Genomic DNA, 21,011 nt, shown 5'->3' with positions numbered 1-21,011 from the left:
ATATGGCCATTATGATTCCTGAAGCGCCGAGAGACTACGATCCATTAAGTCTTGAAGGCGAAATGTTTAATGCTTTACGTAATTTGCCTATAGATTATTATGTAATACATTCTTTTAAGAATGTTTTTGTAGAGGATAATGTATTGCATGAAGGAGAGGCTGATTTTGTTATTTTCAATCCGAGTTTTGGAATCATCTGCGTGGAAGCTAAAGCCGGACATGTTAAATATCAAGGTGGATGCTGGAAATACGCATCAGATAAAGTTATGAAGCATGGTGGGCCATACAATCAAGCATCTCAAAATAAATGGGATTTATTAACACGGATACAGAATAGTCCACTTAAAGATTTACAATATAGATGTAAACTGTTACACGCAGTTTGGTTTCCGTCGATTTCAGAAAAAGAGCTATCTTCAAACAGATTTCCGCCCGAATTTGATAGACACATTACCATGACAATGGAAGCTTTAGAAGATCCGAAAAAATACATAGATTCTATTTTTAAAATAGAATTAGAGAACAACATTCAAACAAATCTTAGTGAAAATGATACTAAGCGACTGATTCGAGAAATAATATGTCCTGAGTTTGATATTTTCCCATCTTCTAGTTTCGATGTAGACTTAAAAAATATTACATTTAACAGATTACTCGAAGAGCAAAAAGTACTGTTGAACTATCTTGTTGAACAAAAAAGTGCTGTAATAAACGGTGCTGCAGGCACGGGTAAAACAATGATAGCCGTAGAAAAAGCAACGAGGCATGCAAATCAGGGCGATAAGGTATTGTTCCTTTGTTTTAATGCTTATTTACGAGAACATCTTGAAGAGAAGTATTCAAATAACAATATAGATTTCATGACAATAGACGGATTTGCCTGCAAGATTTGCAAAACTTCAAAAGCGGATTATAAACAGGCAAGTGACAAAATAGTTGATATGTATCTTACAGGATCCTTCCCCTACAAGCATGTAATTGTTGATGAAGGTCAAGATTTTGGAAAGGATGAAATAGAAGAATCAGATTTATTACAAGCTATACACGATACAGTTGTTGATAATGATGAAGTGGATGGAACATTTTATGTTTTTTACGATAAGTTACAGCTTATACAAGCAAATGCAATACCTAGCTATATTGCAGATGCCGATTGTAAACTAACTCTATATAAAAACTGCAGAAATACAGAAAACATAGCATTAACATCATTAAAACCTATAACCGAAAGAACGCCTAAATTGTATGAAGGTGCTATAAAAGGAGTTCCGGCAACAATTCATTTTTGTGATAATGAAGAAGGTGCCCAGAATTGTGTATCTAAGTTAATTGAAGACTTAAAAACTGAAGGAATCAGTGATGTTGTAATTCTAACCTGTAATACTGAGACTGATAGTATTCTAGCATCAAGAGCAACCGAAGGAAAATATAAAAAGAAATTGTTTACAACATGTAGAAAGTTCAAGGGACTTGAAGCTGACGCTATAGTAATGGTTGATGTTGATGAGACTACATTCGATGAAGAAAATGTTCTTAGATATTATGTAGGAGCATCAAGGGCAAGAGTAAGGTTAGAAATAGTAACATTAATGAATGACAATGCCTGTACAAGGGTTCTCAATGAAAAAATAAAATATAGCAAAAAAATCAAGAAACCGATGAGAGAGTTGGCTTATGCACTTAACGCTCTTCCAAGTATTGAATCCAATGAAGTACAATAATTAACTACAAACAGGAATGTAATTAATAATTGTCAGTATTAATCAATAAGAATTTATTAATTAATATTACTTAACTGATCATATGAACGTTATTTAATTTTTATATGAGGTAGAGATATGCAAGTTGAATGTGTTAAAGAAAACTATTGCAATTATTTACGTGAAGTTAGGAAATTAAAAGAATCGTCTATAAAACATTATTTAGATGCAATTATTTATATTTCTAACAATTTGTCTCAGTACAAAATAATTAATGAAACTCTATTTGAGGTTTGTGATTTAAGAAGGCTTGACGATATTAAGACTATTTTAGATAGTGATCAAGATTTTATTTCTTTGAATAAACGTGGTCATCAGATGTATTCAGCAGGTTTTAATAATTATTATAGATTTTGTACATGGTTTTGCAAATAAGATTTAAGTAGGAGCAGAAATTCATTTATGAACGTTGATGTGAAAAGAATTGTGTATGAAGAGATTGTTAAAAGCGATCTTTACGTTGATGCAATATTTTGCAGTCCCAGACCACGTAAAGGAGGATATGCGGATGATGTGTTGACTGTAATGCTGCATAATTGTAGAAATACTGGGGGGTTTAGGATCCCTCATCGTGCTGATGGAAGTATACCGTATATTGGATTACATTTATGTGGATTTGAGCCTTCTTGGCCTGATGATTTTAATGTTGAAACAGGAATTCTCACCTACTATGGCGATAATAGAAAAGGTGGAAATGAAGTCGAAAAGACAGATATAGGTGGAAACAAGCTACTACATCAGATGTTTGATAATTTATCAGAAGGTGGAGCTAAATTAAAAAACATACCGCCTGTTTTGGTTTTTCAGAATACGGGTATAGAAAGAGATGTAAGATTTCTAGGATTGGCAGTGCCAGGAGTAAAAGATGTTCATGAAGATGTTTTTTTTAGTACAGTATGGCGGACAAACAAAGATGGTGTTCGCTTCCCTAACTATGTTGCAAAATTTACAATATTAGATATTGAAGATGAAATAATACATCGAGAATGGCTAGAAACATTAATGACAGATCCTGAGAATAGCGACAAATATGCACCGAAAGCGTGGAAAACTTTTCAAAAGAAGGGGTTAAATGGAATAAAAGCGCTCGAGGCACCTATGGATATCCATTGGCCTGGAAAAGAGGCACAATTACCAGATGATGATGGAATGAAAATCTTGAAAGCAATTCATAAAAGATTTGGAAAGGACGATCCTACAGGGTTTGAGAGGCTGTGTAAAAGACTGCTTTTCATGACAGATCCAAATTATGAAGACATATCTCTTACTCGTCCGACACGCGATGGTGGAAGAGACGCAGTTATGAAATATAAGATTTCTGCACCAACGAATTCTGTTGTGGTCGAGTGTGCCATGGAAGCAAAGTGTTACAATCCATGTGGGAATAAATCCGTAGGTGTAAAGGAAACATCGCGTTTGATTTCTCGAATTAAAAACAGACAATTTGGTGTAATGATGACATCTGCATATATTGGACAGCAAGCGTATGAAGAAATAAAAGAGGACGGGCATCCGATCATGTTCTTTACAGGAAAGGATATAGTTGAAGTTCTTCGACAGAAGGCAAATGTTACGCCACAAAATATAGATAGATGGCTTGATGAAAACTGCAAAGAATAGAAAAAATGGCATAGCTGGTTTTATTCCCTAGTTTTTCTGAACTGGTACTAAGAATTATTTTTTAACGTAGTGCATTGGTACCGTGTACCTTTTCGAAAAAAATTACAGTCGTAAGAATTTGTTCACAGAACACGGTACCAATGTGTGGCTTGAAAAGGTAGTTCCAACAATTGGAACAGTTATCGAAGATCTTTCACCGGAAGTCATGAGGTCTTTTGGAAAAATCGCCGGATATGAATCCTACGATCATGGAAAAGTAACAAATTTTCAAGTTGGATCATATGCTACAGAAGTATAAATAATATTAAAGCGCTATTGTTGACATATGTCACCAATAGCGCTATTCTATTACACATAGATAACTGACATATGTCAAAAAAGGAGATCGCATGCCAAGACCACCAAAATGCAGAAGAATACAGAGATTCCCAGATTACTGGATCTTTTCACCTAATGATTCAGATTTTGCTGTAACAGATACGGTCTTTTTGACATTGGATGAATACGAGGTAATCCGACTTATTGATTATTTGGGATTAAATCAGGAAGATGCTGCAAAACAGTTGTTGGTTGCAAGAACAACAGTGACTGCAATTTATGATTCTGCCAGAAAAAAAATCGCAGATGGAATAATTAATGGGAAAAGAATAATGTTTCAAGGTGGCATGTATCGAGTTGAGACTGGGTTAGAAAATTTAAAAATGCACGAGAAAGGAAATGATGTAATGAGAATAGCAGTAACATATGACAATGGAGAAATTTTTCAGCACTTTGGGCATACAGAGCAGTTTAAAATCTATGATGTAGAAAATGGATTAGTAACGAATGAGAATGTTGTAAATACAAATGGTCAGGGGCATGGGGCATTGGTTGGTGTACTTGCACAAGGAGCTGTAGATGTGCTTATCTGCGGTGGTATCGGTGGAGGAGCACAGATGGCCCTTAATGAAGCAGGAATTGAGTTATATGCTGGTAACATTGGTAGTGCAGATGATGCTGTCAAGAAGTTACTTGATGGAAGTCTTCAAAAGGTTGGAAATGCGACATGCGATCATCATCATGGTAACGATCACAAATGTGGAGATGCAGGAAATCATGAATGCGGTGGAAATCATTCGTGTCACGCTTAAAAAAGCATACTTAATATTTTGATAGATTTGAGTCAATATGAAAATGATTTTCATATTGACTTTTTAAGTATATCACTAAAATTGAAAATGGTTTTCAAATTGCGAGGTGAATATGCCTAAAGGAAGATAAAATACAAAGCAAAGAGAACCACATATCCGATTCAGATTTTTGTAGGAAGTAGCTTGATTCTTTTTTTCTGCCCCGGATGCTTTTCATGAGACGGCAGGATAACAAGCTTTATGAAAAAGAACATGAACTTCATGCAGAATGAGTAATAGGTTGTATTTCCTCACATATTGCACGGATCTCTTCACTGAAAACAGTATCTTTGGGCCAGATGAAGGTAAAATCATGTTTTACCCTAAAGTCTTCAAGGGGGATTGTTTTCAGATATCCGGACTGAAGTCCTGATGCAACCGCTGCTTTATATAAAAAGGTGATGCCACAGTCTTTTTCAATAAGACTTATTATGGCATGCATGTTCTCCACCTGGATAAAATGGCTAAAATCACTTGTGGAGTAATTGTTCAGGGCAAGAGCTCTTTCTAATATATTGCGCGTTCCTGAACCAGGTTCTCTTATAAGGATTCGCTCGGAAAAGAGATCTTTTATCACGCGCGGCTTCTGAGTGAAAGAGTGCTTTGTTGAGCAGATAGGGACAAACTCTTCCCTGCTAAAAAGCAGGGTTTCATAATCGTTTTCAGGGAAATACCCTTCTACAAGTGCAAAATCTATAACACCCTCCGAGAGCTTTTTCAAAAGCTCCGATGTGTTGCCAAAGGTAATCTTAAGATTAATATCCGGGTGTTTGTTTATGTAATCGCCGATCGGATCAGCAATTATGTATTCTCCTATGGTCATGGTGACACCAAAAGAGATGTCTTTTAACCCGCGATTGTTCTGTGAAAGCCTTTCTTTGAGGCTTTCATCATCATTTTTTATCTGATTCATTTTTTGATACAGAAGTTTTCCGTTGTCAGTTAGTAAAAGCTTTTTCCCATCCTGGGTAAACAGCTTTGTCCCATATTCATTTTCAAGGTAATGTATATGCTGAGAAACAGCGGGCTGAGTAATATTCAGCTCTTTAGCCGCCTTGGTGAAATTGAGGTGCCTGCAAACACATAGAAAGGTATCTATTCTGAAATCCAGCATAATCGGTTCTCCATAACGATAAGAAATATTTATGGATATATAATAATATATAATTTTATTTTTTCAAGAGATAGAATAGAATAAGACCTGCGAAAGAACAGAGTAGAAAGTAAGAGAGGTCTTGAGATGGATTTTTTGAAAAAGAATTATATGGGAATAATGGTATGCTTCATTATTGCGCTTCCTTCATGGCTAATGGGAAAGAGATTCCCTGTCGTTGGCGGAGCGGTAATTGCAATCATTTTGGGTATGATAATAGCTTTATTCTGGAATGATAAGGGAAAGGCGGCAGATGGAATAAAGTTTACATCAAAGATGATTCTGCAGGCTGCGGTTGTGTTATTGGGATTTGGGATGAATCTGTCGGTTGTTCTTCAGACCGGAAAGCAGTCTCTTCCAATAATTATCTGCACAATATCAACATCACTTATCGTTGCATGGATTTTTCATAAAGTTATGGATATAAAGAAGAATACGGCGACCCTTATCGGAGTTGGCTCATCAATATGCGGTGGCTCAGCGATAGCAGCTACAGCGCCGGTCATTGATGCGGATGATGATGAAGTGGCGCAGGCAATTTCCGTAATATTTTTCTTTAACGTGCTGGCAGCACTCCTTTTCCCATCAATTGGGAAACTTATAGGTTTTGATATCACAACAGGTGAAGCATTTGGCATGTTTGCAGGAACTGCGGTAAATGACACATCTTCAGTAACTGCGGCTGCATCAACCTGGGACAGCATGTGGAACCTGGGTAGTCAGACTTTGGACAAGGCTGTTACAGTGAAGCTTACCAGGACATTAGCAATTATTCCTATTACGCTGGTACTAGCGTATCTGCGGGCAAGGGAAGCGAAAAAGGATGGAAGCAGTACCAATGGTTTCAGCTTTAGGAGAGCATTTCCGATGTTCATAGTGTTCTTTGTTCTTGCTTCCATAATCACAACACTATGCCTGGGATTGGGAGTCCCTTCGAATGCTTTTAATCCCCTTAAGGAACTTAGTAAGTTCTTTATCATAATGGCCATGGCTGCTATAGGCCTGAACAGCAATATAATCAGGCTCATTAAATCCGGCGGAAAACCGATACTGCTTGGTGGTTGCTGTTGGATAGGAATAACAGTTGTAAGCCTTGTGATGCAACATGTAATGGGGATATGGTAAACGATTTAAAATAGATGTTGACAAATATAGACAGATCTCATTCAAAAATAGGAATCGATTATATCCTTAGAAACCGCCGTATATGAAGCGATAGACGGTAAGGACAATGAGGCAGTTTTAGCAGAAGCATGGTGTGAAATCAAAGTACAGATCAAATGATTATAGAATAAAAGTGAAGTAGGTTATATCTGAATATAAATATGTAAAGTTTTAGAGAGGGTCGAGAAATCGGCTCTCTTTTCATGTCCGGAGGGAGGTGGTCATTTGTATCCGGTAAGCCAGGCCTTCTTGAATGCGGTGAAGGCGAACAACAGAAAATACTACTGGACCGGTAAGATCACGACGACTGCCGGGACGGTTTACAACTTCGACCAGGAAGATATGGTCAAGGGAAGCGGGTATATCACAAGCCAGTGCTGCGGAAGCACGGAGATCGAGCTTGGAACGGTGTATGCCGCTGAGATGGGGATTTCGCTTTTCTCCGAAATCAACAGGTACACGCTGGAAGATGCCATGGTGGAACTGTTCTATCACCTGCAGGTGGCGGGCGGCTCTTATGAGACGATCCCGATGGGGATATTTGAAGTATCGGAAGCGAACAGAAAAGCGAAGTGCCTGGAGATCAAGGCGTATGACTATATGGTGCGATTCGAGAAGGCATTCACTTCTCTGGAATCCATCGGCAACGCCTATGATTTCATGGTGCTGTGTTCAACGGCCTGTGATGTGGATCTGGCTCAGAGCAGGGCAACGATCGAGGCGATGCCGAATGGGTCAGAGAATCTTTCCATTTATTCTGACAATGACATAGAGACCTACAGGGATATCCTGTTCTATGTCGGTCAGGTGCTGGGCGGGTTCTTTGTGATCAATCGTGCCGGGGAATTGGAACTTAGGAAGTACGGCAATCAGCCGGTGCTTGTGGTGGAACGGAAGCATCGGTTCACTTCCAGCTTTTCGGATTTCATTACGAGATACACGGCGGTTTCGTCAACGAACCTAAGAACGCAGATTGCGGAGTATTACGCATTGGATCCGGATGACGGACTGACGATGAATCTGGGCGTGAATCCGCTTTTGCAGTTTGGTCTTGAAGAGACCAGGCGGCAGCTCTGCACTAACATTCTGAATGATCTGGCTGTAGTAAATTATGTTCCGTTTGATTCTGACACGATTGGGAATCCGGCTCTGGATGTGGGAGATATCCTTTCCTTTACCGGCGGACAAGCGGATGCGACGAAGTATGCCTGCATTACATCGAACAGCATCAAGATTGGCGGCAGGCAGAGTATCAAGTGCGTGGGAAAGAATCCGAAGCTGTCCCAGGCGAAGAGCAAGAATGATAAGAATATTTCCGGGCTTTTGGCTCAGATCGAGGCAGGGAAGATCGGAATCCATACTTTCACCAACGCTTCGGCTTTTACGGTCAGGGATGTGGATACGAAGATCATTTCCATCGAGTTTGCTACAACGGAAGCGAATCACGCTCAGTTTTTCGGGCAGGTAATTGTGGATGTGACGGCTCCGCAAGTGACGAAGAGTGCAACGGCTTCCGGGGATGTGGTGATCCCGTCGGTTGCGGTGGATGAGCCGGAGCCGCTGGATCCTGATAATCCGGAAGTGATCGGAAATACGGAAGAACAGACGATAACGGTATCCCTTCCGATGAGCTGGACGGAGGATGGTCACGCGGATGTGATCTTTTCCTTTGAGTTCAATAATCAGATGATCCCGGTGCATTATCCGCAGGAGAACTGGCACTCCGGAAGGCATACGATCCTTTTGTATTATCCGATTGAGGATGTGGTGCCAAACTACACGAATATCTTCAATGTCTACATGCGCTGCGAGGGCGGCACGGCTGCGGTGGATACCGGGATGTGCATTGCTTCTATTTCCGGTCAGAGCATGGGCGCTTCGGCGGCATGGGACGGTAGGATCGATATTGAAGAGTATGTGGATCTGTTCCGGATCGGCAATGGTTCTCAGACTGACAGGCTGCAGGTGAAGGCATTTACCGAGAGTGATGTCTGGGAAATCAAGGAGACTGTGAAGCGGTTCTATTCGGATGTGAAGTCAGGACGAACAAGCGTGGGTGGATTCGCTATGCCGGTGGATGTGCCGGGAAGTAACACTTAAGGAGGTTGCGATGAAGAGATATACAGGAAATCTGGTTATTGAGCTGGAAGACCAGAATACAGGAACGATTGAGACGGTATCGGAGACCAATATGGTCACCAATGCCGTCAATGACATTCTGGGAGTAAATCCGATGGGTGTCATGTATAAAGCCGGCGGACAATATGATGATTCCTTGACATGGAATCAGGAGTTGCTTCCGATCTGTCCGAATATGATCGGCGGCATCCTTCTTTTTCCAAGTTCCATTACGGAGCAAGCAGATAACCTTTATTTGCCGTCAACGAATCTGCCGGTGGCTTATGCCAGTAATGATGTCAATGCCACGGCGAACACGAAAAGGGGCAGCATGAATCTGACAGAGAGCATGAAGCTGTCGGATGGATTCAAGTTTGTCTGGGAGTTCACACCTTCGCAGGGAAACGGCACGATTGCAGCGGTTGGACTTACTTCCAAGCATGGTGGGGCGAATGCCTACGGATCCGAAGTAGCGGTGGATACCACGCTGCTTCAAATCAAGAAGGTCAGCCTGGATGACGGGGATGGATTCATCAACGATCTGTTCAGGACGGTGACTGTGGATTTTGAGAATGCGAAGCTTTATTCCCTGGGATATGCGAGCAATACCGTAACGATTAAGCGGTACCGGATCCCGGTATTTGATATCGGCCTGAATGAGAAGCTGGATGATTCTACGCTGACTTTGGAGGATACGACGGTTCTCCAGTGCAGTACTTTCCATTTCTACGGAAGCTATACTCCGTATGGAATTTTCATGGATGGCGGCGATGGGTACTGGTATGGATTTGCCAATCAGGGCAATTCATCCAGAAGTGCAACGGTTCTCTGGATAAAGATCAGGAAGAGCGATTATACATTTACAGAAGGTCAGTGGACGCTTTCCAATGCAACGCTGATGACGATGGGAAGCTTCAAGGAAGGATCGAGTTATCCCTCCGGGAACAGAAGCGCGGTTGTGAGAAACGGATATCTGTATGTGCCGACTTATGACAAGACCGGCGTTTACAAGATCAATATCTCCAACAGTACGGATGTGACGCTGATCAGCCTGGGATTCACATCGACCATGAAGTGCATAGGTGAGACAGGAAGCTGTGATTGCTGCATGTCCATCATCAATGACATTATTGTAGCTTATGATTTTGAGATTGATGTGAATGATAACGTGATCGCTACATTTGCCGGGGAGCGCTGTGGGAATGTTTCCACACCGTTCTTCCGGTATAAGGAATATGTATTTGCCTGGGGCGGCGCTTATCTGAACCAGTACAGGTACACATGGATCCTGACTCCGTATCTGGCTACCATCTGCAATCTGAGTCAGGCGGTGGTGAAGAATGCGGATAAGACGATGAAGATCACTTATACGTTGACGGAGCAGACGGTGACGTAAGGGTTGGATAAATGAACAGTGTTGTTAAGGCGGTTATCCCGGAATGGGAGCCGCCTATTTTTATGCGAAGGAGGGATTTGCGATGAAAGAGTTTTGGAATGTGATTCAGGCAATCTTTGCGGCGGTAGGTGGCTGGCTTGGCTATTTCCTGGGCGGAAATGACGGCCTGCTCTATGCACTTCTGGCTTTTGTGGTACTGGATTACATCACAGGGGTCATGTGTGCAGTGGCGGATAAGAAGCTGTCGAGCGCTGTGGGCTTCAAGGGGATCTGCAGGAAAGTTCTGATCTTTGCGATGGTAGGCATCGGACATCTGCTGGATACTCACATTTTCGGAGAAGCCGGTGTGCTCAGAACCGCTATCGTTTTCTTCTACATTTCCAATGAAGGTCTGAGCCTTGTAGAGAATGCGGCGTATCTGGGACTTCCGATTCCGGGAAAGCTTCACAAGGTGCTGGAGCAGCTGCATGACCGGAGCGAGAAGGAAAAGGATAAGAAGGATGGTGAGGAATAATGGCTTACACGAACAGTTCTATGGTGGTTTATAAGAAGCTTTCTCCGAACCACTCCGGGCAGAGGACGCACAGTATTGATCGGATTACGCCGCATTGTGTTGTTGGCCAGTGTACAGCGGAAGGCCTGGGGGAATGGTTTGAGAAGCAGTCTACGCAGGCATCCAGCAACTACGGCATCGACCGGGACGGTAGGGTGGCTCTGTATGTGGAAGAGAAGAATCGTTCCTGGTGTACTTCCAGTAATGCTAATGACCAGAGGGCGATCACGATAGAGTGCGCTTCCGATACCACGGAGCCGTATGCTTTCAGGGATGTTGTGTATCAGACTTTGATCAAGCTTTGCATCGATATCTGCAAGCGCAACGGCAAGAACAAGCTGATCTGGTTCGGGGATAAGGATAAAACGCTGAACTATTCTCCAAAGAGCGGGGAGATGATCCTGACCGTTCACAGGTGGTTTGCAAATAAGTCCTGTCCGGGAAACTGGATGTATGCACGAATGGGAGATCTGGCTGAGAAGGTAACGAAGGCGCTGCAGGGTTCCTCTGATTCCGGTGGCGGTTCGACTGCAAAGGGGATTCAGGCATCTGCACTGAAGAACCTGTCTGAGGCGGATGCGATCAAGAAGGTCGGTGCACTCTTCACTGCGGATCAGAAGAAGAGCGGTATCCTGGCATCGGTATCGCTGGCTCAGTTCATTCTGGAATCCGGGTATGGAAAGAGTGAGCTGGCTCAGAACGCCAACAATATCTTCGGGATGAAGTGCAGTCTGTCAGGGAATAGCTGGAGCGGATCCAGCTGGGACGGCAAGAGCAAGTACACGAAGAAGACGCAGGAACAGAATCATGACGGCAGCTTGGTCACGATCACGGCTGATTTCCGGAAGTATCCCTGTATTGAGGATTCCATTGCGGATCATTCCGCATACCTGCTTGGAGCGAAGAACGGCAGTAAGCTGAGATATGCAGGCCTGAAGGGGTGCACGGATTATAAGAAGGCTGTGCAGATAATCAAGGACGGCGGATATGCGACAAGCCTGACCTATGTGGAGAAACTGATATCCATTATTGAGAAGTGGAACCTGACTCAGTATGATGCTAAGGACACCGGCGGTGAAGTGATCCGCTGGTACCGCGTCAGGAAGTCCTGGACGGATGCCAAGAGCCAGAAAGGAGCCTATAAGATTCTGGACAATGCGAAGAAGTGCGCGGATCAGAATCCGGGATACAAGGTGTTCGATGCGGATGGCAAGGTGGTGTATCAGCCGAAGGCGGCAGAACCTGAGGTGAAGGTGCCGTTCCTGGTGAAGGTCAGTATTTCGGATCTGAATATACGAACGGGTCCTGGAGTCAATCACAGCCGTGTCCAGTTCTGTCCTCCGGGTGTTTATACCATAGTGGCGGTATCAGAAGGAGCAGGTGCTTCCATGTGGGGGAAGCTGAAAAGCGGAATAGGCTGGCTGAGCCTTGACTTCTGTCGGCGATTGTAAACTGAATAACGAATCGTTATTGAGCCTGCGGGTGTTGGGAGAAATCCTGATGTTCGCAGGCTTTTTTTCGTTGGAGGGTAAAATTCGGGTCATTTTCGTTGCCTGTGACTTGAGGAAAGAGTCCTCAGAAAGGACGGGCAAATAAATGATGACTTTGGAAGAAATGAAAGCCGTGGATATAAGAACCGTGGATCCGGAAACGCTTGTGGATATCAGGGATGTGCATATAGACAGGACGCTGCCGAAGGAAGAGCGGATTAAGAGTTTTATCCGGCAGATCAAGAATCCGTATGTCTATAAATGCGGTGACATCATTGTAAAGGCTACCTTCTCCGATACGGATGAAACGCTGGAGGACAGGATGGAACACTATCTCAGGAACCGATGACCGCCATCCGTCAGAACGTCATGGAAAGTTTGGAAAAAGCACGGTAATATAGGCTCAGGTCGAACTAAATTGTGACTGGGGATGAGCGGTCATGTTACAGGCGGCTGTTTCGGCAAGAGCGATCAAGTCGAAAGGAGCTGCCAATATGAGTAAAATCAATTCTTACAATGCGTGCATTTACGCAAGACTGTCGCGTGATGATGGCGATAAGCTGGAGAGCGACAGCATTATCAACCAGAAAGCCCTTATCAGGGATTTTCTGTCAAAACATCCGGAGATCCATGCTGTTTCGGAGAAAACCGATGATGGATATTCCGGCGTCAACTTTGACAGACCGGCATTTCAGGAAATGATGGAAGACATCCGTTCCGGGAAGATAAACTGCGTGGTGGTCAAAGACCTTTCCCGTTTTGGAAGAAACTATATAGAAGCAGGCAATTACATCGAGAGGGTATTTCCATTTCTCGGTGTGCGTTTTATTGCAATCAATGACAATTATGACAGTCTGGACAGGAATCAGTCGGATTCTCTGATCATTCCGTTCAAGAACCTGATCAATGACGCATACTGCAAAGATATTTCGGTAAAGATCAGGTCGCAGTTGGAGATCAAGAGGAAAAAGGGACAGTTCATAGGCGCATTTGCCGCATATGGGTATCTGAAGGATGAAGAAGATCACAATAAGCTTGTAGTGGATACGTATGCGTCAGAGATCGTCCGGGCAATCTTCAAATGGAAGATACAGGGAATGAGCCAGGGGCGTATTGCAAATAAGCTGAACATGCAGGGCGTGTTATGCCCGATGGAATATAAGCTTTCTCTTGGAATGAAGGTTCAGACGAACTTCAGGGTACACAAGAAAGCATTGTGGTCGTCCAAGACAGTGACAAGGATACTGACCAACGAGATATATACCGGCGTTTTAGTACAGGGCAAAGTCGGCACACCGAATTATAAGATCAAAAAGATAATGCCAAGGGATGAAGCAGATTGGATCCGGGTTGAGGGAGTTATTCCAGTGATTATTGATAGGGATATGTTTGACTCTGTGCAGATGATCCTTGCGAAAGATATCCGCATTGCTCCGGAAGAAGATGTGGTATATCCGCTTTCCGGCTTTGTAAAATGTGCTGATTGCGGTCAGAACATGGTCAGAAAATCCTATAATTCCGACGGCAAGGCATATTCCTATTTCATCTGTTCCACGAGGAAAGCCGGAAAAGGATGCAGTACGCATTCCATATCGGAAGAAAAGCTTACGGATGTGGTTCTGCAGATGGTGTCAAAGCAGATTGATTCTGTCTGTGAAATGGAGAAGATGCTTGATATAGTGGATTCCCTTCCGGAGAAGCAGGCCAATGTTTTTAATTATGATGCGCAGGTGGTCAGGCTGAAGGAGGAAATTGAGAGAAACAAGTCCTTCAAACTGAAACTGTATGAGAACCTGCAGGAAGGCCTGATCGGGCAGGATGAATATTTCCTGTTCAAGAAAAGCTATGCTGCGAAGATTGCGGAAGCGGAGGCTGCTATCCGGGCGATTGAAGATGAAAGGGAACAGGCAGTCAGCAGGAACCGGGATTCTCTTTCATGGATGGAAACATTCAAAAAGTACCGGAGCATTACTTCCGTGAACAGAAGCATGGTTGTGGATCTGATCAGACAGATCAATGTGTTTGAAGGTGGCAGGGCTGAGGTTGTATTTCGCCACGCTGATGAAGCGGAAAAGGTTGTAAAGGTGCTGGAAGATTACGGCAGTCAGGCGGTGTAGGAGGTGCGGCATGGCAAGAAAAAGCAGAAAGAATCTTGAAACAACAGTCGCAGTGCCAGTAATTGAGAACAGCTATTACAAAACTGCGGTTTACGTGAGGCTTTCCATTGAGAACAGCGGAAAAGATGATGACGGGGACTCCATTGAGAACCAGACGAGTATCTGCAAGGAGTATATTGCCGAGCATCCGGATCTGAAGCTTTACGATATCTATGAGGATAACGGGAAGAAAGGTACTCACTTTGACAGGCCTGAGTTCCAGCGGATGATGGAGGATGTTAAGGGCGGAAAAGTTCAGTGCATTCTGGTAAAGGATCTGAGCCGTTTCGGACGTGACTACATAGAAGCGGGACAGTATTTGGAAAAGATTTTTCCGTTCCTGGGTGTGCGGTTCATATCAATCACTGACGGGTATGACAGCCTGACTTCTGATGATGCGGAAGGGGCGCTGATGATCCCGCTGAAGAATATGATGAATGATGTGTACGCAAAGGACATTTCGCGGAAGATCATTACATCCTTCAGGGCAAGGCAGGAAAAGGGCGAATACCTGCCGGCATTTCCGCCTTATGGCTATGTGAAGTCAAAGACCAGGGCATATCGCTATGAAGTGGATGAAAAAGTTGCTCCGTATGTGAGAATGATCTTTGAATGGAAGGCAGCAGGAGTTTCACATAGCGAGATCTGCAGGCGGCTTAATGATATGGGCGCTGTTACGCCGGCAAAGCGTAAGGTTGAACTGGGTATCTGGCATGCGGAGAAATATAAGCATACCATCTGGCATGGAAGGACGATCATTGACATCATGAAAAACTCTACATATACAGGGGATTTGGTATATGGGAGGATGCCGAAATCTTTATATCAGGGAATCAGGTGCCATAGGGCAAAACCTGATGAATGGAGAATAATACCGGATGCGCATGAGGCGATTGTCAGCCGGGAACTGTATGACAAGGTACAGGCTTTGTTCGATGAACGCGCAAAGGAAATGAAGGAAAAAATGGATAAGCATGCTCCTCTCAGAGAACAGATCGTAAATCATTTCAAGGGAAGGATTTACTGCGGTGATTGTGGGAAGAGGATGAGGTTTGTAAAGGCGAACCAAAAGCACATTCCTATGGATCAGGCACATTCCTATTATGTCTGCGGCGGTTATCTCGACAGCGGATACAGGAACTGTTCAAGGAGGATGATTCGATACTCTGATGTGGAAGCGGCTGTGAGTGCTGTCATCCAGGGGCAGGTAACGGCGGCTCTTGATCAGGAAAAACTGCTGAAACAGATGCGAGGGTCAATGAAGGAGAAAAGCCTGATCGATAAGTATGTTGGACAGATCAATTATATCTCTCAGGAACTGAAGAAGGTGAACGGCAGGCGGGAGCATTTGTTTGAAAGCTTTACGGAGGGCGTTCTGGATGAGGCTGAATACCGGTTCGCTAAACAGAAATATGACGATGAGGCAGCAGAACTTGGGAAGAGGCTTTCTGAGGCGAGGGCGAAGAGGAAACAGCTGGATGGGGTGTTGACACTGGATAACAAATGGCTTTCCGCCATGCGTGAAGCTGAAGATAAGACGGAGGTTGATTCCGAACTTGTGAAGCATCTTATCAAGACAGTGAAGATCTATGAGGAAAAGCGCGTTGAGGTAGAACTGAATTTCGGAGAACAGAAGAAGGTCATGGAGCGGATTATCGGAGAAATGATGGAGGGGGATTCGGATGAGTAAGTGGGTTATCGGAAAATACATCCGCCTGTCCGATGCTGACCGGGATCTGATGAAGAAGGAAGGCAAGACGGAAAGCGAGAGCGTGTCACACCAGAAGGCGCTGATCCAGAACTTCGTAAATGAAAAGGATGAACTGAAAGACTGTGAGCAGTATGAGTTTTTTGATGACGGTTTCTCCGGCACCAACTTTGACAGACCATCCTTTGAAAAACTGATAGAGCAGATAAAGAAGGGGAAGATCAACTGCGTCATAGTGAAGGATTTTTCCCGCTTCGGGCGTGATTATATTGAACTGGGGGATTATCTCGAAAGGATATTCCCCTTCATGGGCGTAAGGTTCATTTCCATCAACGATCATTATGACAGTCTGGATTACAAGGGTACCACCGGTGGTCTGGATGTGGTCATGAAGAATATCGTTTATGACTATTACAGCAAGGATCTCTCAGTAAAGGTTATGACCGCGAAACGCGCCAAGATGAAGCGAGGCCTTTATATTGGCGGCCATGTTCCTTATGGCTACAGACGCTGCAAGGATGACAAGTACAGGATCGAGATAGATCCGGAGGCAGCTGAGGTTGTCAGGGAGATATATGATGCCGCTCTGGATGGAATGAGGACCGTGGATATTGCTGCTCAGCTTAATGATAAGGGATATGATACTCCGGCGGCATATTATCGGAGAACGAATCCAGGAACGAAGAAGTTTGCCAATACATCAAAGTTGAGCTGTTGGAATATTTACTCTGTGAATAAGATCCTGCAGAACAAGGTTTATTATGGAGTGGTTGTGGGACATAAGCGTGAGGCGATAGCACCATGCAGTTCACATACCGTTTCGGTACCTGAGGACGAGCAGATCATGGTTGAGAATTGCCATCCGGGGATCGTCACGAAGGAAGAGTTTCTGGAAGTTCAGAAGAGATTCAGAAAGCAGTATCCGAAGAAGGATGATAGGTGTTACAGTAAGGAACGTCCGCTTGTCGGGAAAGCCATCTGTGGAACCTGCGGAAGGTCTATGAACTTCCGGGCATATGTTGCAAAGGGCAGGGAATATAGCTATATCCTTTGTCCTCACGCAAAGCATCAGAAAGCCGGCCAGTGTTGCAAGAAATACTGCCGGGAAGCAGATGTGAATGAAATGGTTTGGCATTCGATCAGGAACCTTATGGATATGGCAGAAAGAGCCACGAAGAAATTGAAGAAGCGTACAGATAAGACACAGAGTGAAAACCTGAAGTTGGCCAAGAAACTTGAAAAGCTTCAGAAAGATAAAAAGAAGTGTGAAACGGAGCGGTTTGCTAATGTTGACAGGTTTATGGCCGGAGAATTGGAAAAGGATGATTACCTGAGAGTACGGCAGGAACTGTCCCGGAAGGCGGAAAGTTTGGATCAGCAGATAGCAGAGGTTACCGCAAAGCTTCATGAGAGTGAAGCGGCTGCCGATGATGGCGTGCGGGACGCTGTCAGTACGATGAAGAAGTATTCCGGGGAAACGGAACTGACCAAAGAGATAGTGGATGTGTTCATTGATAGGATTCTGATATATGATCCGAAGCATATTGAGATTCAGTGGAAACTTCCGGATGAAGTAATAAAGTTCATAGAAGGGTAGGCGGCGGAGCCGGTTGGAGAGATCTGACCGGTTCTTTTTCTGCTTGAAAAAACGACGGGTTCTGTTATACTATAAATTATACAAATAGGATAACGATTGATCAGAACTTGGGAAGTGAATTATGGTCAAGAACAATATAGAAGTCGATGTGAAAGTAAAGTGCATAGAGCAGGGAAAGACGCAGGCAAAGCTGGCGGAAGAGATTGAAACCACAAAGGCCTATGTAAACCGTGTGATCAAGAAGAATGATAGTGTGGTCAATAACACCTTCGTTAAGATGATGGAGGCACTTGGTTATGATATTGAACTGCACTATGTTAAGAGGGACGAATCTGAATGAAGCAACTGAAGGAAAAAGAATACGAAGAGTTCCAGCAATACCTTTACAACAAGTCGCATGGATATATCTGGACTCCTGACACTCTGGAAATAATCTGTTCCGGTAATGAATATGATCCTGAGAAGATCGGAAAGCAGATGTTGGAAATGAAGGTGAAGCTTCAGCATGAGCATGTTTCTCATATGCTGAGCGATAAACGGAACAAATATGTTATCAGAAGCTTGAGAAAGAGCGAAACAGAATTGCTGAAGGACTTCCTGTATGAAGCAATCTTTATTCCGGAAGGAGTAGAACCACCTGCGAAGGATATTGTGGAAAAACCGGAACTGAGAGTCTATACAGATGATTTTAACAGCCAAAAGGGCGATAACTGTCTGGTAGCTGATTTTGGCGGGAAAGTGGTCGGTGCTGTCTGGACACGTATCATGAACGATTATGGTCATGTAGATGATGAGACTCCGTCCTTTGCGATTTCTCTGTATAAGGAATATCGGGGCCAGGGCATAGGTTCACAGTTGATGGTGAAGATGCTGGAATTGCTGAAGTGGCAGGGGTTTGAGAAGGCATCCCTGGCAGTACAGAAAGCCAATTACGCTGTGAAGATGTATGAGAATGTTGGGTTTAAGACGGTAGATGAGAATGCCGAAGAATATATTATGGTGTGTGAGTTATAGACCAAAAGATCGGGATTTCTCTTAGAGATAATTAATGGACGAGAATTACCAGAATATATGACAATGAATAAGGGGAAGATATGTGGCTGATCATGGCGGCTTTGTCCGCGCTCTTTGCCGGACTTACGGCGATACTTGCGAAATGCGGGATCAAAAAGACTGATTCAGACGTGGCGACTGCTCTGCGGACGGTCGTTGTACTCCTTTTTGCCTGGATCATGGTGTTTATCGTTGGCTCTGCCGGAACGATCACGGAAATATCGGCAAAATCTATCCTCTTCTTAATTCTGTCCGGCCTTGCGACAGGAGCCTCGTGGATCTGCTATTTTAAAGCCCTGTCCGTCGGCGATGTGAACAAGGTCGTTCCCGTTGATAAATCCAGCACGGTTCTGACAGTGCTTCTCGCAATCATCCTTTTCAGTGAGACAGAACATCTGGCGGTCAAGCTGATCGGTACTGCGCTTCTTGCGGCAGGCGTGTTTCTGATGATCGAAAAGAAGAAAACTGAAGCAAAGGACACAAAGCGCACGTGGCTGCCCTACGCAATCGGTTCCGCTGTTTTTGCTGCCCTGACCTCTATTCTGGGAAAGATTGGCATAACGGATGTAGAATCAAATCTCGGGACGGCGATTCGTACAGGTGTTGTTCTTGTTATGGCTTGGCTGATCGTCTTCGTTAAAGGCAAAGGTGCTGAACTGAAAAATACTGATTCCAAAGAACTTGTATTCATAGCTCTGTCCGGGATTGCCACAGGCGCATCATGGCTCTGTTACTATTACTCCATACAGAACGGCGTCGTCAGCGTTGTCGTACCGATCGATAAGCTCAGCATTATCGTTTCCATCGCTTTTTCCTATTTCGTATTCAAAGAAAAGTTGAGCAGAAAGGCGCTTGCCGGGTTGATTCTGATCGTTGTCGGCACTTTGGCGATGGCAATCTGGGCATAGGAAACAAATAACGGCAAATTCTCGTTTATGGAGACCTTTGGCATGGGAAAAGATTTATCTAAAATGACATTGGAAGAGTTATGGGAATTATTTCCTATCTTTCTTGTGCCGCACGATGATCAGTGGAAAGACAACTTCAATGAGATCGAGGAGATGCTGACCGGACTATTATCCGATCAGACTGTTGATCGGATCAGTCATATCGGAAGCACTGCCATCCAGGGAATATGGGCCAAGAATATCATTGATGTGATGGTTGAGATTCCTCAAAGCGCTGACATGAAAGATATAGCGCAGATATTAGAAGAGAACGGCTTTACCGTCATGTCCGCCGAGGCGAACCGGATCTCACTCAATAAGGGATATACTGAAAATGGATTTGCGGACAAGGTATATCATATCCATCTGCGATACACCGGAGACAATGATGAACTGTACTTCCGTGACTATTTGAATGAGCATCCTGACGTGGCAAAAGAATATGAAGCATTGAAACTCAGGCTTTGGAAACAATATGAACATAACCGGGACGCATATACAGATGCAAAGACAGACTTCATATCTAAATGGACAGCGGAAGCACGAAAGGAATATGGAGACCGATACTGACAATTCCATCTTTAGGAGTGAAAATGATTATACTGATAACGGGAGCATCGCACACCGGGAAAACGGTTCTGGCACAAAGGATGCTTGAAAAATACAAATACCCATATTTGTCCATCGACCATCTGAAGATGGGTTTAATACGAAGTGGAAATACGGATCTGACACCTGAAGACGACGATGATCTTACCCAATATCTCTGGCCGATAGTTCGTGAGATGATAAAGACAGCGATTGAAAACAAGCAGAATCTTATTGTCGAAGGATGCTATGTGCCGTTCTATTGGAGACAGGACTTCGATGAGCAGTATATTCGGTCGATACAGTTTATATGCCTTGCCATGTCGGATGAATATATTGACACACACTTTGATGAGATAAAAGAACATGGCTCTGAGATAGAGGCGAGACTGGATGATTCCTTTTGCACGATTGAAGAGGTGAAAAGAGACAACAGGAAGATTATTGATGGATATCATAAGTCTGGGGAGAAGGTTGAAATCATTCAGGAGGACTTTGAAGGAACCATAAAGAAGTTGACAGATTGCAGAAGCCTATAA

The 21,011-nt window shown here is 43.7% G+C and carries 20 protein-coding genes; 19 read left to right on the top strand and 1 reads right to left on the bottom strand.

Annotated elements, in window-relative coordinates; genetic code table 11:
- Positions 1–2 precede the first annotated feature (2 nt).
- The 5 genes from BLV86_RS13905 to BLV86_RS13885 all read left to right on the top strand — a co-directional run bounded on the left by BLV86_RS13905 (position 3) and on the right by BLV86_RS13885 (position 4,510).
- Positions 3–1,721 (top strand): ATP-binding domain-containing protein, encoded by a 1,719-nt coding sequence (locus BLV86_RS13905; protein WP_090818645.1) that lies wholly within the window; start codon positions 3–5, stop codon positions 1,719–1,721.
- A 117-nt stretch (positions 1,722–1,838) separates the two neighbouring features.
- Entirely contained in the window at positions 1,839–2,135 is a 297-nt protein-coding gene (locus tag BLV86_RS13900) for a hypothetical protein (RefSeq protein ID WP_090818642.1), read from the top strand.
- 27 nt (positions 2,136–2,162) lie between these two features.
- On the top strand, positions 2,163–3,380 hold the full coding sequence (locus BLV86_RS13895; protein ID WP_090818639.1) for a restriction endonuclease: 1,218 nt from the start codon (positions 2,163–2,165) through the stop codon (positions 3,378–3,380).
- Between the two features lie 82 nt (positions 3,381–3,462).
- Positions 3,463–3,678, top strand: a complete 216-nt coding sequence (locus BLV86_RS18805; protein WP_442950766.1) for a MoaF C-terminal domain-containing protein — start codon at positions 3,463–3,465, stop codon at positions 3,676–3,678.
- 91 nt (positions 3,679–3,769) lie between these two features.
- The gene (locus BLV86_RS13885) at positions 3,770–4,510 is read left to right on the top strand and encodes a DUF134 domain-containing protein (RefSeq protein ID WP_090818633.1); all 741 of its coding nucleotides are present in this window, start codon (positions 3,770–3,772) and stop codon (positions 4,508–4,510) included.
- A gap of 259 nt (positions 4,511–4,769) precedes the next feature.
- Here BLV86_RS13885 and BLV86_RS13880 read toward each other — a convergent pair whose 3' ends face one another.
- Positions 4,770–5,663 (bottom strand): LysR family transcriptional regulator, encoded by an 894-nt coding sequence (locus tag BLV86_RS13880; RefSeq protein ID WP_090818630.1) that lies wholly within the window; start codon positions 5,661–5,663, stop codon positions 4,770–4,772.
- A gap of 126 nt (positions 5,664–5,789) precedes the next feature.
- Here BLV86_RS13880 and BLV86_RS13875 point away from each other — a divergent pair, with 126 nt between their 5' ends.
- From BLV86_RS13875 to BLV86_RS13810, 14 genes are all read left to right on the top strand, one after another.
- Positions 5,790–6,827 carry a YeiH family protein gene (locus BLV86_RS13875; RefSeq protein ID WP_090818628.1) on the top strand — a complete coding sequence of 346 codons (1,038 nt, stop codon included), beginning with the start codon at positions 5,790–5,792 and terminating at the stop codon, positions 6,825–6,827.
- A 264-nt stretch (positions 6,828–7,091) separates the two neighbouring features.
- Positions 7,092–8,966: a hypothetical protein gene (locus BLV86_RS13870; RefSeq protein ID WP_090818625.1), complete on the top strand. Its 1,875-nt coding sequence runs from the start codon at positions 7,092–7,094 to the stop codon at positions 8,964–8,966.
- A gap of 10 nt (positions 8,967–8,976) precedes the next feature.
- Positions 8,977–10,380 carry a hypothetical protein gene (locus tag BLV86_RS13865; RefSeq protein ID WP_090818623.1) on the top strand — a complete coding sequence of 468 codons (1,404 nt, stop codon included), beginning with the start codon at positions 8,977–8,979 and terminating at the stop codon, positions 10,378–10,380.
- A gap of 82 nt (positions 10,381–10,462) precedes the next feature.
- Positions 10,463–10,894 (top strand): phage holin family protein, encoded by a 432-nt coding sequence (locus BLV86_RS13860; RefSeq protein ID WP_090818672.1) that lies wholly within the window; start codon positions 10,463–10,465, stop codon positions 10,892–10,894.
- Positions 10,894–12,384: a glucosaminidase domain-containing protein gene (locus tag BLV86_RS13855; protein WP_090818620.1), complete on the top strand. Its 1,491-nt coding sequence runs from the start codon at positions 10,894–10,896 to the stop codon at positions 12,382–12,384. The genes BLV86_RS13860 and BLV86_RS13855 overlap by 1 nt, the downstream gene beginning before the upstream one ends.
- A 145-nt stretch (positions 12,385–12,529) precedes the next feature.
- The gene (locus tag BLV86_RS13850; protein WP_090818617.1) at positions 12,530–12,772 is read left to right on the top strand and encodes a DUF6870 family protein; all 243 of its coding nucleotides are present in this window, start codon (positions 12,530–12,532) and stop codon (positions 12,770–12,772) included.
- A 145-nt stretch (positions 12,773–12,917) separates the two neighbouring features.
- Positions 12,918–14,540 carry a recombinase family protein gene (locus tag BLV86_RS13845; RefSeq protein WP_175456567.1) on the top strand — a complete coding sequence of 541 codons (1,623 nt, stop codon included), beginning with the start codon at positions 12,918–12,920 and terminating at the stop codon, positions 14,538–14,540.
- Positions 14,541–14,550: 10 nt separating this feature from the next.
- Positions 14,551–16,269, top strand: a complete 1,719-nt coding sequence (locus tag BLV86_RS13840) for a recombinase family protein (RefSeq protein WP_090818612.1) — start codon at positions 14,551–14,553, stop codon at positions 16,267–16,269.
- Positions 16,262–17,884, top strand: coding sequence for a recombinase family protein (locus BLV86_RS13835; RefSeq protein WP_090818609.1), 1,623 nt, complete (start codon positions 16,262–16,264; stop codon positions 17,882–17,884). The genes BLV86_RS13840 and BLV86_RS13835 overlap by 8 nt, the downstream gene beginning before the upstream one ends.
- Before the next feature lie 121 nt (positions 17,885–18,005).
- Positions 18,006–18,224 (top strand): helix-turn-helix domain-containing protein, encoded by a 219-nt coding sequence (locus BLV86_RS13830; protein WP_090818606.1) that lies wholly within the window; start codon positions 18,006–18,008, stop codon positions 18,222–18,224.
- Positions 18,225–18,406: 182 nt separating this feature from the next.
- Positions 18,407–18,898, top strand: a complete 492-nt coding sequence (locus BLV86_RS13825; RefSeq protein ID WP_242873321.1) for a GNAT family N-acetyltransferase — start codon at positions 18,407–18,409, stop codon at positions 18,896–18,898.
- A gap of 80 nt (positions 18,899–18,978) precedes the next feature.
- A complete protein-coding gene (locus tag BLV86_RS13820) occupies positions 18,979–19,845 on the top strand; it encodes an EamA family transporter (RefSeq protein WP_090818600.1) in 867 nt (288 codons plus the stop codon).
- Positions 19,846–19,887: 42 nt separating this feature from the next.
- Complete coding sequence (locus BLV86_RS13815; protein WP_090818597.1) at positions 19,888–20,454, top strand: GrpB family protein; 567 nt, start codon at positions 19,888–19,890, stop codon at positions 20,452–20,454.
- A 23-nt stretch (positions 20,455–20,477) separates the two neighbouring features.
- Positions 20,478–21,011, top strand: coding sequence for a P-loop nucleotide/nucleoside kinase family protein (locus BLV86_RS13810; RefSeq protein ID WP_090818594.1), 534 nt, complete (start codon positions 20,478–20,480; stop codon positions 21,009–21,011).

This window comes from Oribacterium sp. KHPX15, from assembly GCF_900107835.1.
GTDB lineage: Bacteria > Bacillota > Clostridia > Lachnospirales > Lachnospiraceae > Oribacterium.
Note: the sequence above shows the minus strand (reverse complement) of the source record. Positions and strands in the feature narration are given on the sequence as shown.